Annotated in this window: 12 protein-coding genes; 9 read left to right on the forward strand and 3 right to left on the reverse strand. The window is 41.7% G+C overall.

All coding sequences use genetic code 11. The features are described 5' to 3' along the window. The first annotated feature begins 67 nt into the window (after positions 1-67). The gene (gene pepA / locus ABIS04_RS14565; protein ID WP_137226143.1) at positions 68-1,576 is read left to right on the forward strand and encodes a leucyl aminopeptidase; all 1,509 of its coding nucleotides are present in this window, start codon (positions 68-70) and stop codon (positions 1,574-1,576) included. Between the two features lie 125 nt (positions 1,577-1,701). Here the strand turns inward: pepA and ABIS04_RS14570 are convergent, their stop codons facing one another. Continuing rightward, positions 1,702-1,839: a hypothetical protein gene (locus ABIS04_RS14570; RefSeq protein WP_350431499.1), complete on the reverse strand. Its 138-nt coding sequence runs from the start codon at positions 1,837-1,839 to the stop codon at positions 1,702-1,704. A gap of 257 nt (positions 1,840-2,096) precedes the next feature. Here ABIS04_RS14570 and ABIS04_RS14575 point away from each other — a divergent pair, with 257 nt between their 5' ends. Then, positions 2,097-2,456, forward strand: a complete 360-nt coding sequence (locus ABIS04_RS14575; protein ID WP_350431500.1) for a transporter substrate-binding domain-containing protein — start codon at positions 2,097-2,099, stop codon at positions 2,454-2,456. Then, complete coding sequence (locus ABIS04_RS14580) at positions 2,437-2,661, forward strand: hypothetical protein (protein ID WP_350431501.1); 225 nt, start codon at positions 2,437-2,439, stop codon at positions 2,659-2,661. The genes ABIS04_RS14575 and ABIS04_RS14580 overlap by 20 nt, the downstream gene beginning before the upstream one ends. A gap of 36 nt (positions 2,662-2,697) precedes the next feature. Here ABIS04_RS14580 and ABIS04_RS14585 read toward each other — a convergent pair whose 3' ends face one another. Next, a complete protein-coding gene (locus ABIS04_RS14585) occupies positions 2,698-3,453 on the reverse strand; it encodes an SDR family oxidoreductase (RefSeq protein WP_350431502.1) in 756 nt (251 codons plus the stop codon). Positions 3,454-3,570: 117 nt separating this feature from the next. Between ABIS04_RS14585 and ABIS04_RS14590 the strand changes: the two genes are divergently transcribed. From ABIS04_RS14590 to ABIS04_RS14615, 6 genes are all read left to right on the forward strand, one after another. Next, positions 3,571-4,494, forward strand: coding sequence for a LysR family transcriptional regulator (locus ABIS04_RS14590; RefSeq protein WP_350431503.1), 924 nt, complete (start codon positions 3,571-3,573; stop codon positions 4,492-4,494). 13 nt (positions 4,495-4,507) lie between these two features. Then, positions 4,508-4,879 carry a hypothetical protein gene (locus ABIS04_RS14595; protein ID WP_350431504.1) on the forward strand — a complete coding sequence of 124 codons (372 nt, stop codon included), beginning with the start codon at positions 4,508-4,510 and terminating at the stop codon, positions 4,877-4,879. A gap of 85 nt (positions 4,880-4,964) precedes the next feature. Then, on the forward strand, positions 4,965-5,414 hold the full coding sequence (locus ABIS04_RS14600) for a DNA polymerase III subunit chi (protein WP_140234910.1): 450 nt from the start codon (positions 4,965-4,967) through the stop codon (positions 5,412-5,414). 33 nt (positions 5,415-5,447) lie between these two features. Beyond that, on the forward strand, positions 5,448-8,354 hold the full coding sequence (locus tag ABIS04_RS14605) for a valine--tRNA ligase (protein WP_350431505.1): 2,907 nt from the start codon (positions 5,448-5,450) through the stop codon (positions 8,352-8,354). A gap of 225 nt (positions 8,355-8,579) precedes the next feature. Continuing rightward, the gene (locus ABIS04_RS14610; protein WP_137226129.1) at positions 8,580-8,918 is read left to right on the forward strand and encodes a PBPRA1643 family SWIM/SEC-C metal-binding motif protein; all 339 of its coding nucleotides are present in this window, start codon (positions 8,580-8,582) and stop codon (positions 8,916-8,918) included. 165 nt (positions 8,919-9,083) lie between these two features. Beyond that, a complete protein-coding gene (locus tag ABIS04_RS14615; protein WP_350431506.1) occupies positions 9,084-10,619 on the forward strand; it encodes an MFS transporter in 1,536 nt (511 codons plus the stop codon). A 639-nt stretch (positions 10,620-11,258) separates the two neighbouring features. On the opposite strand, the gene ABIS04_RS14620 is transcribed toward ABIS04_RS14615, so the two are convergent. Beyond that, a complete protein-coding gene (locus ABIS04_RS14620; protein ID WP_350431507.1) occupies positions 11,259-13,562 on the reverse strand; it encodes an OmcA/MtrC family decaheme c-type cytochrome in 2,304 nt (767 codons plus the stop codon). Positions 13,563-13,737: the final 175 nt, after the last annotated feature.

Here is a 13,737-nt window from a genome sequence, read left to right on the forward strand (position 1 = left end):
CAGATGGCCTAATGCAAACATTATCTAATAAATTTAAATATTTGTCTTTAAGAATCTAGGAGTGCTCATGGAGTTTAGCGTAAAGAGCGGCAGCCCCGAAAAGCAACGTTCAGCCTGCATCGTTGTCGGCGTATACGAACCTCGCCGTCTGTCTGGTATCGCAGAGCAATTGGATAAAATAAGTGAAGGTTACATCAGTAACCTACTTCGTCGTGGTGACCTTGAAGGAAAACCAGGACAAATGTTGCTATTGCATCACGTGCCAAATGTATTAAGTGAACGTGTGTTACTGGTTGGTTGTGGCAAAGAGCGTGAGTTAGACGAGCGCCAATACAAACAAATTATCACAAAAACCATTAGTACCCTTAATGAAACGGGTTCAATGGAAGCCGTATGCTTCTTAACTGAATTGCATGTCAAAGGCCGCGACACCTACTGGAAAGTTCGCCAAGCCATTGAAAGCACTAAAAACAGTTTATACTCATTTGACGCATTAAAAACCCGTAAAGGCGAAACTCGTCGTCCATTACGTAAAATGGTATTCAATGTGCCGACACGCCGTGAATTAACCATTGGTGAGCGTGCGATTGAGCATGGTACAGCAGTTTCTTCGGGTATGCATTTATGCCGCGATGTAGCTAATATGCCACCTAACATTTGTAACCCTGCTTATTTAGCATCTCAAGCCCGTCAAATGGCTGAAGTGCATGAAAACCTTACTGTCACGACTATTGGCGAAGAGCAAATGGCTAAGTTAGGCATGAACGCTTACCTTGCTGTTGGCCGTGCTAGCGCAAACGAATCTATCATGACAGTGATGGAATATCAGGGCGCAGTAAACAGCACAGAAAAGCCAATTGTACTCGTAGGTAAAGGGTTAACATTTGACTCTGGTGGGATTTCATTAAAGCCAGGCGAAGCCATGGACGAAATGAAATACGACATGGGCGGCGCTGCGGGTGTGATTGGCACCATGAAAGCGTTATGCGAAATGAAATTACCTATCAACGTTATTGGTATATTAGCTGGCTGTGAAAACATGCCTGCCGGTAATGCTTATCGCCCTGGTGACATTTTAACCACTATGTCAGGTCAAACGGTTGAAGTACTTAATACTGATGCTGAAGGCCGTTTAGTGCTATGTGACGTATTAACCTACGTTGAGCGCTTTGAACCTGAATTAGTCATTGATACAGCCACTTTAACCGGTGCTTGTGTTATTGCATTAGGTAAACACGCTTCAGGCTTGTTTAGTTCTCATAACCCATTGGCACATGAGATCCTTAATGCTGGTGAGCAAAGTGGTGACCGTGCGTGGCGCATGCCATTATGGGATGAATATCAAGACATGCTTGATAGCCCATTTGCCGACATGACTAACTTAGGCGGCCGTCCAGCAGGTTCAATCACTGCGGCATGCTTCTTATCGCGTTTCGCTAAGAAGTATAACTGGGCACATTTAGATGTCGCAGGTACAGCTTGGAACAGCGGTGCGAACAAAGGCTCTACAGGTCGTCCAGTTCCGATTTTAAGCCAGTTCTTAATTAACCGCGCTGGTGTTGAAATTAGCGAGTAAACCTTAGGTTTAACGCATATAAAAGGGTAAAGCGAATGCTTTACCCTTTTATGTTACTATTTTACTGGGGTTATAAATCCTCGACCACATCGATAAGCGTGACTTTTAGTTCAGTGTCATTGAGTTTAATCAACAAAGCTAGGCGACTTAAATTTAGCCCCAAGCTTAGTGGTACTTTGGGCAGACTTAGGTAAAAACGCGATTGGATGGGGAATTTTAGTTTGCTCAATATTAGTCACGGTGGATACATCATTAAACGTCATGTTTCTTGTGGCACATAAAACAACCGCTTGTCTTCCCAGATCCAGCAAGATTGGCTATTAAATCAACAGAAGATGAATCACGATAACTCGTTCACATAAAACAATAATAGTGCAGTCATAGTTTTTTTTATGACCTAATTACATGATAAATTACATATTGTACAAATTTACATTAAATACTTTACTTAACAATCAGAAGGAATTGATTGAATGGCACAGCAAGTTCAAGGATCTGTTAACGTTAAGTTGGTCATTTTTTGATAAAAAATTTCCGATTATCCCCGCTTTATTTATTCTTCAGTGTGTTTGCTGCATTAGTGCCTTTAAATCTGTTCGCACAACCTCTTGCCGACACCCAGTTTATCACTCATCCTTTACACCCTTTTAGCTATCAACAAAATGACCAGCTAAATGGTTTTTCTGTTGAAATTGTTAAAGCGATGATGAAAAACAAGCATGTAAACACTGATATCAAAATGTATCCTTTTAATAGAGCATTTCAAATGCTAAAAGAACAACCTAATACGACGTTATTTATTATTGCAAAAAGACCTGATCGAGAACAGAGTATGAAGTGGATCGGGCCTATCATTATTAGTGATGCTTTTTTTAGCTAAAGCCGCCAATATTGATATCAATAGCATAGAGCGAATACCAATCAAACTGTACGATTCGACACTGTACATTGCGTTCTCAAACGACACCAGTGACGAGGTAATTGCGCTATGGCAACAAGCATTTGATGAATTAATCTCATTAGGTATGTACCAAACCATTTATCAAGATTATTTTCCAACTGATACCGATTTTGCTAAGCAATAACGGACTTACCGCTGGTTATAGTCATTTCACCATCAATTACAAATGAATTCCTCCAGACACTTCAATTCTCTGGCCATTTAACCACTGCGCTTCATCGCTTAATAGCATCAACATCGCCTTACCAATATCGTCCGGCAAACCAACACGCCCAAGTGCCGTTTTTGATGCGATAGACTCATTTAACGCAGTATTATCGCGCACAACGCCACCACCAAAATCGGTTTCTATTGCCCCTGGGGCTAAGGTATTAACACTTATCTGACGTGGTCCAAGCTCTAAAGCTAAATAGCGGGTCATCACTTCAACACCCGCTTTCATCATCGCATAAGCACAGAACCCAGTTTCACTAAAACGTGTTAACCCAGAGCTCACATTAATCACTTTGCCGCCATTATTTATTAAAGGAAGTAACGATTGGGTTAGAAAAAAAACTCCCTTTAAATGCACATTCATTAATCCATCAAACTGAGCTTCAGTTGTGTCTGCAAATGCTGCAAACTCACCCATTCCGGCATTGTTAATCAGTGCATCAATATTCTCGCGTTCAAAATATTGGCTTAACAACTCAGACAATTTGTCTGTAAATGAGCTAAACATGGAAACATCACCGACATTCAGCGGTAATGCCGCGGCTTTTTTTCCTAGCCAGCGAATACTTGCGACAACTTCATCTGCGGCCTCCTTGTTATGTAAATACGTAATCACCACATCCGCACCTTTAGCCGCCAACATTAATGCGGCATTCTTACCTAAACCGCGGCTACCACCAGTGACTAATACCAACTTATTCATATATGTCTCTTGTTCATTTAATAGAAGATGCAATGATAATAAAACACTCATCTACTAGGATAAACAGCATAAAAGTGGCATTATTGTTTGCATTACACGAACAATAATAAGGCGAAAATGAATAAATTTGAAGCTATGAGACGATTTGTTCATGTCGCGCAAACAGGCAGTTTTACTCAGGCAGCAGCGGCATTGCACTTACCTAAATCGAGTATTTCAGCTGCAGTTGAGTCATTAGAGCAACTATTAGGAACGCGGCTTTTTCAACGCAGTACTCGGCGGGTGACGTTAACCCATGATGGGGCTATCTATTTAGCGCAATGTCGACAAATATTGCACGATATAGATGCATTAGAAAGTCAGTTTCAGCATGATAATGACAGTGTTCGAGGCGTCATAAAAGTTGATATGCCGAGTCGTTTTGCCAACAAAACCGTATTGCCTCGACTCAGCGAATGGTGCGATCGTTATCCTCGTGTCAATATAGTCATCAGCAGCACCGATTATCATATCGATCCAATAAAATCTGGTGTTGATTGCCTGATCAGAGTGGGGAATCAAGGTAACAGTTTACTTATTGCCAGACCCTTAACACAATATCGCATTATAAACTGTATTAGCCCAACTTATGTCCAACGCTATGGTACACCAAGCACCCTTGCAGACTTACAACAACACCGAATAATCGGTTATATCCCAACAATAAATCATAGTACCTCAACGGATCACAATTCAGCTCTTTTTGACTATGTAGAACACGGTCAGAATGACCAGTGCACGGTTCCAAGTGTGGTCTCGGTAACTAATTCCGACGCTTACACCTCGGCATGTTTAGCTGGGCTAGGTATTGCTCAAATCCCAGAGATGGGCGTAACAGACTACTTAAATACTGGTCGTTTAATCCGGATTTTGCCTCAATATGAAGCCGCTCCCATGCCGGTGAGTATCTTGTATCCTTCACGTAGCCAACTACCTAAGCGCCTAAGTTTGTTTATGGATTGGCTCGACAGTATTGTTAAAACCGCAGTAATGAATCAATAAACGGGGCAAATTAATGGCCATGACTCGCCAGCAACACAAAGAATATTTAATTGATAATCGAAAAATAGATGTCTATTACGACCGTTTCACCACCCGTTTTAGCATAGTGATAAATCAGCAAAGGATTTATAGTCGACTACTGCTGTTAAGCCCATGGCGTAAACAGCAAATAATGATTAATAACATCCCCTACAATTTAACCATTAGGTGGTTTGTGTTGTGGCGTTCAAGCTTAACGCCAGCTCAACCATCGCCTCAGCGTCCATCCATTACAGAGCTATTACCACAGCGGCGTAGAAAATCCATTATGATAGTGATATATGGCGGATTAATAAGCGCGATTAAACTGACCTTAGTGGTATTGAGCTATTCCAACATCATATGAATATCGTATCACGAGGTCATTAACCCGCAGACGATTTTAGTGTAAACTCAAGCCCAACTTATTAACCTGTTAAAAGCATCACAACATGACTCAAGCCATATTTTACCTTATGCCTGAAAATCATAATCAAATGAGTGCATTAGATGCACTGTATTTAGCTGCTTGCAGGTTAGCTGAACAACAATATCGTCAACAAAAAACAGTCTACATTCACTGCAAAGACAAACAGCAAGCTTATGCAATTGACGAATTACTGTGGCAATTTGAGCCAAACGCCTTTGTACCACACAACTTAAAAGGTGAAGGCCCAGTGACAGGTGCGCCAGTCGAAATTGGTTTTGATACCTTAGGGCCAAATAAAAGTCGCCAAGTTCTGATTAATCTTGCAGACCAAATGCCCAGTTTTGCGGTAAACTTGCCCCATATTATCGATTTTGTCGCTAATGATGACGAACTCAAGCGCATTGCACGCAATCGCTACCGTCAATATCAGAATGTAGGCATTACGCCCAGCACTCAAGCATTAGCCGAATAAACACTTAATTTAGATAGAGAACATAACGCTCCTATGGAAAAAACATACAACCCAAAGTCTATCGAACAAGCCCTTTACCAAAACTGGGAAGAGCAAGGTTACTTCAAGCCTAGCGGCGATGAATCACAAGGCAATTATTGCATCATGATCCCGCCACCGAATGTAACCGGTAGCTTACACATGGGTCATGCATTCCAAGATACCATCATGGATACCCTTACCCGCTATGAGCGCATGAAAGGTAAAAATACCTTGTGGCAAATCGGCACCGACCACGCAGGTATTGCGACTCAAATGTTGGTTGAGCGTAAGCTTGAAGCCGAAGAAGGTAAAACTCGCCATGATTTAGGCCGTGACGCCTTTATTGATAAAGTGTGGGACTGGAAAGAACAGTCTGGTGGCACCATCACTAAACAGCTTCGCCGCATGGGCGCATCTGTTGATTGGGATCGCGAACGTTTTACGATGGACGAAGGCTTATCTAAAGCTGTTCAAGAAGTGTTTGTTCGCCTATACGATGACGAATTAATTTATCGTGGTAAGCGCTTAGTTAACTGGGATCCAAAACTTCATACCGCCATTTCTGACTTAGAAGTTGAAAATAAAGAGAAGCAAGGCCACATGTGGCACTTCCGCTATCCTTTGGCCCAAGGCGCATTAACGGCCGATGGTAAAGACTATCTCGAAGTGGCCACGACTCGCCCAGAAACCATGTTAGGTGACAGCGCAGTAGCCGTGCATCCAGATGATGAGCGTTATCAGTCATTAATTGGCAAATTCATTCTATTGCCTATCGTTAACCGTTTAGTGCCAATTGTTGCCGACGATTACGTCGATATGGAATTTGGTACTGGTTGCGTAAAAATTACTCCAGCCCATGACTTTAACGACTATGAAGTCGGTAAACGTCATCAACTGCCTATGTACAGTATCTTTACGTTAGATGCCTGTGTCCGCAGTTTTGTTGAAGTCATCAACACCGATGGCACCCCAAACAAAGACATTGAAATTGCCTTACCAGAGCGTTATGTCGGCCTTGACCGCTTTAAAGCTCGTACAGCAATTGTTGAAGAGTTTGAAACATTAGGCTTACTTGAAAAAGTCGCTCCGCACGGCTTAAAAGTACCCTATGGCGATCGCTCCGGTGTGGTCATAGAACCTCTATTAACCGACCAGTGGTATGTGGCCGTACAGTCAATGGCAAAAACAGCGATTGAAGCAGTAGAAACCGGCGAAATTAAGTTTGTGCCGCAGCAATATGAAAATATGTACTTCTCGTGGATGCGTGATATTAAAGACTGGTGTATTTCACGCCAGTTATGGTGGGGACACCGTATTCCAGCTTGGTACGACGAAAACGGTAAAGTCTATGTTGCCCGTAACGAAGCGGAAGTGCGTGCTAAGCACCAATTTGCTGACTCAGTGGTATTACGTCAAGACGACGACGTATTAGATACTTGGTTCAGCTCGGCATTATGGACATTCTCAACCTTAGGTTGGCCGGATAACTTAGAAGATTTAAAAACCTTCCACCCAACCGATGTGTTGGTTACCGGTTTTGACATTATCTTCTTCTGGGTTGCGCGGATGATTATGATGACAATGCACTTCATTAAAGATGAAGATGGCAAACCACAAGTACCTTTCAAAACCGTTTACGTTACTGGCCTTATCCGTGACGAAGCCGGCAATAAGATGTCAAAATCTAAAGGTAACGTACTTGACCCATTAGACATGATCGACGGTATCGATCTTGAAACGTTAGTAACTAAGCGTACTGGCAACATGATGCAGCCACAACTGGCGGCAAAAATTGAAAAAAGTACCCGCAAAGAATTTGCCGACGGCATTGAAGCCCACGGTACCGATGCCCTGCGCTTTACGTTAGCAGCAATGGCATCAACGGGTCGTGACATCAACTGGGACATGAAACGTCTTGATGGCTACCGCAGTTTCTGTAACAAGTTATGGAATGCGTCACGTTACGTGTTAATGAACACTGAAGTGCAGACGGATCCCGATAGCGATGAAGCTGGCGAACCTTTAGATTGCGGTCAACTATTAGTTAATGGCAAACCAGGAACAATGGAGTTGTCATTAGCCGATCGTTGGATCATTGGTTTGTTTAACCAAACCGTGAAAACCTTTGATGACCACATGGCCGCTTATCGTTTTGACCTAGCCGCTAACACTTTATACGAGTTCACTTGGAACCAATTCTGTGACTGGTACTTAGAGCTAACCAAGCCAGTAATGCAAAATGGTAGCGACGCGCAAATGCGTGGAACGCGCCATACATTAGTTAATGTGCTTGAAAAAATACAACGCCTAATGCACCCAATTATGCCGTACATTACCGAAACGATTTGGCAGCGTGTTAAGCCATTAGCGGGCGTAACAGGCGATACCATCATGCTAGCATCGTTCCCAACTTATCAAGCCGATCAAGTTGATGCGACCGCGATGGCCGATCTTGAATGGGTTAAGCAAGTGATTGTGGCAGTACGTAATATTCGTGCAGAACTTAACATTGCGCCTTCTAAGCCACTTAATGCATTAGTGCGCGGTGTAAGCTACGAGGATCGTATTCGCCTTGAAGCTAACCAAACCTTCTTTGCTAGTCTCGCAAAATTAGAAACCATCACTATCCTTGAAGAAGGTGAAACGGCACCAATGTCGAGCACGCAATTAGTTGGCAATATGGAGCTGTTAATTCCAATGGCTGGTTTGATCGATGTCGGCGCAGAAATGGCCCGTATTGATAAACAACTAGAAAAGCTTGCTCAAGAGATAGCCCGTATTGAGGGTAAATTATCTAATCAAGGCTTTGTGGCTAAAGCCCCTGCCGCGGTAATTGATAAAGAACGCGCTAAAATGACCGATTTAACTCGTGATATTGAAAAACTAAACGAGCAAAAAATTGAATTGGCCAAGATTTAACGGCAACCAGTAAGTTGTTGACTTATTAGTTACGATTTACTCAGCTCAAATAAAGCGTCCTGCAAAAACCAGCGAATAATTCGCTGGTTTTTATCTTTGTTGATGTGAGCTATAGCAATAATTTAACCTTTATTTAGTTCAAACTTAAAACCTTGATATCTCAATTTACATTTTTGGTGTATAAGCTTCGGCCAATATCATCAATCTATTTAATAGGCCAAAACAATGTCTGATAAATTCTTTTTTAAAGGTCGTCAAACCCCTAAACCGGCCTATGGCGAAAGTGGTTATAACACCAAACGCGCAGCCAAACTTGGCACAGAAGCATTACCGCTTAAATTGTCAGTACAAACTGAAGCGCGCAAAGTTGAAGTAGCTGAAATAGTGGCCGACAAACAGTTGTTTGCCAATATCACTATTGATGCCGACAAACCTGAAAACATCATTGATTTAAGCGGTATATTAAATAAACCGAAAACAGTCAGCTTTGAAGCTAAACCTAACCGTAATGATGCTTGCCCTTGTGGTAGTGGTAAAAAATACAAAAAGTGTTGTGGTGCATAAGCCACAATAGCAAACTTAGGCCTGTCGATAGGCTAATAGTGATATAAAAAAAGCGGATCTTATGATTCGCTTTTTTTATTGTCTTTGGATATTTATCTAGAACTTAGGTACAGTGTCAGCCTTTGTTAAAGAAATGATAAAAAGCATAAAATAAAAGGGTGACTTATGAGCACTAATTCACACTCAAGCAATGACTTGAGTGAAGTAAAACAATTAGGTATGTGGGCAGCAATAAGCAGTTTAGGTTATATATTTTGGCTTGTTGGTGGTATGGAGCTAATAGAACGCATTGCCTATTATGGTGTAAAAGCCAGTGCAGGTTTATACGCTAAAGCGCCTGTATCACAAGGCGGACTGGGCATTAATTTAAGTGATTACGGTATTATCATATCGGTCTGGGCGTTATTGCAAACCTTTGTACCCGTGTTAACCGGCGGAATTTCTGATCGTGTCGGCTATAAAGAAACCATTTTCGTTTCTACCATCATCAAAATATGTGGTTATTTAACCATGGCATTCTTCCCCAGTTTCTGGGGTTTTCTCGCCGGAGCCATGTTGCTAGCCATGGGTACAGGGGTATTCAAACCCGGAATTCAAGGCACCTTAGTACTGTCAACTAATCGTAATAATACTTCGATGGCTTGGGGTATTTTTTACCAAGTAGTTAATATTGGTGGTTTTTTAGGTCCACTGGTTGCAGTGCATATGCGCCAATTATCTTGGGATAATGTGTTTTATGCTTGTGCGACGATTATCTCATTAAACTTTTTATTTTTATTGGCTTACAAAGAACCCGGTAAAGACGAGCGTTTAGAGCGCACTCGTAAAGTAAAATCTGGCGAACTACAGCAAGACGCATTGTGGAAAGATGCCCTTAGAGAACTTAAAAAACCTGTGGTGATTTACTATATGCTAGTATTTGCCGGCTTTTGGTTCTTATACAATTCATTATTTGATGTATTACCGATCCACATTGCTGAGTGGGTCGACACCAGCGTCATTGTCACTTCATTATTTGGCCCCGAAGGCACTAGCAACGGCATATTGCAATTTTGGTTAGGCCTTAGTAATGATGGTACCAAAGTGATGCCAGAGGGCATGCTCAACCTTAATGCAGGCATGATCATGACCACCTGCTTTATTGTTGCTGCGCTTACGGCTAAATATCGCATTACAACCGCCATGTTTGTCGGTTGTTTATTGAGTATTTTAGCCATTGCTTTGGTGGGTGCATTTAATGCAGCTTGGATGATTGTACTGGCAATAGCCATGTTCTCTGTCGGTGAAATGATGATAAGTCCCAAGAAGAACGAATTTATGGGCAATATTGCACCTGAAGGTAAAAAAGCCATGTACTTAGGTTTTGTTATGTTACCTCAAGGCATAGGTTGGACGTTAGAAGGTTATTTCGGCCCTAAACTGTATGACATGTACGCTTCAAAAGAGCGTATCGCTCGTGAAGCCTTGTCTGAACATGGCATGAACCTAACCGATATAGCTAACATCCCACAAGGTGAAGCGTTTAACCGCTTAGTCAGCGTAACAGGCCAAGAGCCACAAGCCTTAACCCAAGCTTTGTATCAAGCCAACAACATCGGTATGGCTTGGTATATTATTGCCGCTATCGGGATTATTTCAGCCGTAGGTATTTTCATCTACGGAAAATGGCTATTAAGAATGCAACGCCAACAAATGGCTTAACGAAACGAACTGTAGAGTACTTAGCAAAAAATACTGGTTTGATAAAAGGGAAGCAGCTGTGCTTCCCTTTTGTTTTTCTCGCACCAAACAAGTTGATAGATTTTAATAGCGTCATACTAGAACTGCCCCATCGTTAACTTCCCTCTCAATAACGTCTTTCTCATTAATCAGTCCTCCTTAGTCACTCTGTTTATTTTCTACCTTGTTCATTACCGATTGGTAGCCCATATCCCTCAAATCGCATGAGCCATATAACAGACGACAGAGCATGCATCATCAACGATTTACACGCCGATGTTTCCAGCTCATTGAGACATCATCAATTGTAGGACAAATGCCACTACGTTAGATAATTCAGTTGAAGTTGATATGTCATTAACCTCAATTTAATGGTCAATTAAATTGCAATAACTTAAGTTACTGGCATTGACTGAATTGATTAGATTACGTTGGGTTAAATAGGATTAGATTGTGTAATTAATGATCTTGTTCGATATATTTTTTCAAAGAAAATACTGACAACGAATGACCATGAAATACTTATAGATTGATTAATAAACTTCATTAAAAAAACAGGGAGGCATTACTGCCTCCCTGTTAGTTATTTTCTTAAGTGATGATTAAGAATTTATTTTATATTTAGTGTGCTGAACTACCATGAACAACATCTACGCCGTAAGTTTTACCTTCAGCATGACACGTTGCACATGATTCAACTGGTAAGTCAGCTGTTGAATCTGGCGTACCTTGAACTGTTGCACCATTTGCCTTGAAATGAGCTAATGCAGCAGCTCCTGAGTGAGCATGACAACTACGACAAGCTTCTGCTACTGGTGAAATGTATAACTCTTCACTAGTACTCACTTTAATTGCACGTTTGCCTGATGTTAAACCACCATCGTCAGCAAATAGAGACTCACCATCGTTATGACACTCTGTACAATTAGTTTGTACAGCTGGATATCCGTGCAGTTCACCATCAGCATCACGATAGATACCAGGTTCGCCACGAGTCGCATCCCAAAGGCCAGAATGGAATCTGTGTGCTACACCAAATAAATCTCGTTGGCTAAATGTAACATCAGTTGTTACCCATATCGCATCACCATCTTCATCCACTTCATCAGACTTGTACTGCACTGGGTGACCAGATCTACCAACATTTTCATTATGACAATCCATACATTGAGTAAATTCTGTCACACCATGGGTACCTTTCACATATGTTAAGCTACCATGACAGCTATTACATTTCGCTTCAGTTACAGTGATACGTGCAGGGTCATCAAAACGTGAAACCACCTCAGTTGCATCGGCATCGGTTAAGTTGAAATACTTAACCGGGGCACTGTTTGCCACTCCAAGTTGTTCAATATTTCCATCAGCATCTTCAGTACACATAACAATCATGTCATCTTCAGCACAAACTTGAACTTCTGCTGTAACATAGATAGGACCGACTAAAAGGCTTGCATCAAAGTCACTAGCGACGGTTAATACACCGCCAGTCATGCTCACTGCATCATCAATCACCGACATTCCAAGACCACTGGTAACTGCGCCATCTTCAGATAAATTACCAATTAGAAAACCACGACTTGTTGAAGTCATATATTCGCTTAAGTCAGTACCATCAGCAATTGCAGCACCATTAAGTGTTACATTAGCAGTAACTGTTAAAGTAGAAATTGATGGGTCTGCTGTTACTGTTGCAACTGCCGAAGTGAAATCAAAGACTAATCCCTCAGCAACATTATCACGTAAACCCACTTTATGAGCTTCCATTGGGCTTAAAATACCAGAGCCATGACAACCAGAACAAACAGCGTCGCTTGAAGGCACAATACCGTTGTGGTTTTCACCCGTCGTTAAGTTAACATCTACGTGACATGATACACACGCTTCTTTATAGACGTTGTCGTTCCACTGAGTGCCATTATCATGACAAACTGTACATTCATTTAACTCGGCTGGGAAACCAATTTCACCAAACAGCTCTGCAGCTTCGCCAGTTAGCGAGTCAGCAATATGATGTCCAGCATGGATAGTGTGGATCATAGCGTTGAAGCTGATGTTATATCCCAAATCTGCATAGTCTTCATCGGCTGCCATCGCTGGGTTATGACACGCTACACAGTTTTCAACTTTTTGATAATTATGATGTGCACTGATGTTGCTCATACGCATATCTGTATCAGCGTAACCATCTAATGAACTATGACATTGAATACATGCCGCATTAGACACTGAATCTTTTTCAGAAACAGCTAGCTCGCCAGTCGCAGGAATAAAATCAATTGGCGTTGATAACAGCTTATCACTGATACCAGTACCATCAGCCATAGCAACATTATATGCACGTAACATCACACGAACTAGGTTGTTAGCATCACCGTCAGTTAATACTGATGGCGCATTACCATCATGCTCCCAAGTACCGGTATAGGTACCAGGATTAGCAGGATCTTCAGCTATCGTACACGCTTCAACTTCAACACCAGCACGAGTAGTTGCAGTACCAGTAAGGGTACAATACATAGCGTTATCACTAACAAAGTCATTAGCATATAAATGACTTGTCCATAGGTATGGGGCACCCGTGTCAGTGGTATTTTCAGACTGGCTGGTTACATAGAGCTGGACCTTTTCAAGTCCAGAGAATGGAAAAGTCGCTCCACCAGAGCCTTCCGCTGTAGCCGTAAATTTAAAGCTAAAATCGTCAGTACCAACAACCACAATATCTGTTGGCGCTATAGTTAACGTAAAGTTTGCAGCATCTTCAACGGTAGTTACCGTTAAACCAGCATTAGTACCATCAGCGCCATCGGCACCTGCTGCACCATCGGCACCGTCGGCACCATCACTGCCGTCAGAGCCACATCCAGCTAAACCAAAAGCGGCAATAAAAGCGGCCGCCAGTAATGTTCTATTATATTTCTTCATTTTAAATCCCCCGATTTAAATTTATAGGTTCTTGCATCTAATAAGATATAAGAAAATAAGGCAAAAAACCCGAAAATGTTGCGAATATGTGAATACTGATCACAATTTGGCTTCATTATGTTATCAATTAATGCTCAGGTACTAACAAAAAAATAAACTTGTAATTTCATATTGT

Source organism: Shewanella sp. H8 (assembly GCF_040285065.1).
GTDB classification, from domain to species: Bacteria; Pseudomonadota; Gammaproteobacteria; order Enterobacterales; family Shewanellaceae; genus Shewanella; species Shewanella polaris.

Coding starts and splice junctions, on each gene's coding strand:
- pepA (WP_137226143.1), top strand. CDS start 68: ATGGAGTTTAGCGTAAAGAGCGGCAGCCCCGAAAAGCAACGTTCAGCC.
- ABIS04_RS14570 (WP_350431499.1), bottom strand. CDS start 1,839: ATGACGTTTAATGATGTATCCACCGTGACTAATATTGAGCAAACTAAA.
- ABIS04_RS14585 (WP_350431502.1), bottom strand. CDS start 3,453: ATGAATAAGTTGGTATTAGTCACTGGTGGTAGCCGCGGTTTAGGTAAG.
- ABIS04_RS14590 (WP_350431503.1), top strand. CDS start 3,571: ATGAATAAATTTGAAGCTATGAGACGATTTGTTCATGTCGCGCAAACA.
- ABIS04_RS14595 (WP_350431504.1), top strand. CDS start 4,508: ATGGCCATGACTCGCCAGCAACACAAAGAATATTTAATTGATAATCGA.
- ABIS04_RS14600 (WP_140234910.1), top strand. CDS start 4,965: ATGACTCAAGCCATATTTTACCTTATGCCTGAAAATCATAATCAAATG.
- ABIS04_RS14605 (WP_350431505.1), top strand. CDS start 5,448: ATGGAAAAAACATACAACCCAAAGTCTATCGAACAAGCCCTTTACCAA.
- ABIS04_RS14610 (WP_137226129.1), top strand. CDS start 8,580: ATGTCTGATAAATTCTTTTTTAAAGGTCGTCAAACCCCTAAACCGGCC.
- ABIS04_RS14615 (WP_350431506.1), top strand. CDS start 9,084: ATGAGCACTAATTCACACTCAAGCAATGACTTGAGTGAAGTAAAACAA.
- ABIS04_RS14620 (WP_350431507.1), bottom strand. CDS start 13,562: ATGAAGAAATATAATAGAACATTACTGGCGGCCGCTTTTATTGCCGCT.